Consider the following 253-nt stretch of genomic DNA (forward strand, 5'->3'; position numbering starts at 1 on the left):
CGCGCGGCCGTCGTCGCCGATCACGACCGTGTGCAAAGATTTATAGCCGTTCGGCTTGGGCCGCGAGATGTAGTCGTCGAACTCTTTCGGCACCGGTTGCCACAGGTTGTGCACGATGCCGAGCACGGTATAGCAATCCTTGATATCCGGCACGATCACGCGAAACGCGCGTACGTCGTACAGTTCGGCGAAGTCCAGTTCCTTGCCGCGCATCTTGCGCCAGATGCTGTAGATGTGTTTCGGCCGGCCGCTG

The 253-nt window shown here is 60.1% G+C and carries 1 pseudogene; it reads right to left on the reverse strand.

What is annotated here, in order from left to right:
* Nucleotides 1-253: pseudogene (locus SB764_RS42735) on the reverse strand (GTP pyrophosphokinase); the annotation flags it as partial.

Origin of the sequence: Paraburkholderia sp. SIMBA_027 (assembly GCF_046535315.1) — a bacterium.
GTDB lineage: Bacteria > Pseudomonadota > Gammaproteobacteria > Burkholderiales > Burkholderiaceae > Paraburkholderia > Paraburkholderia tropica.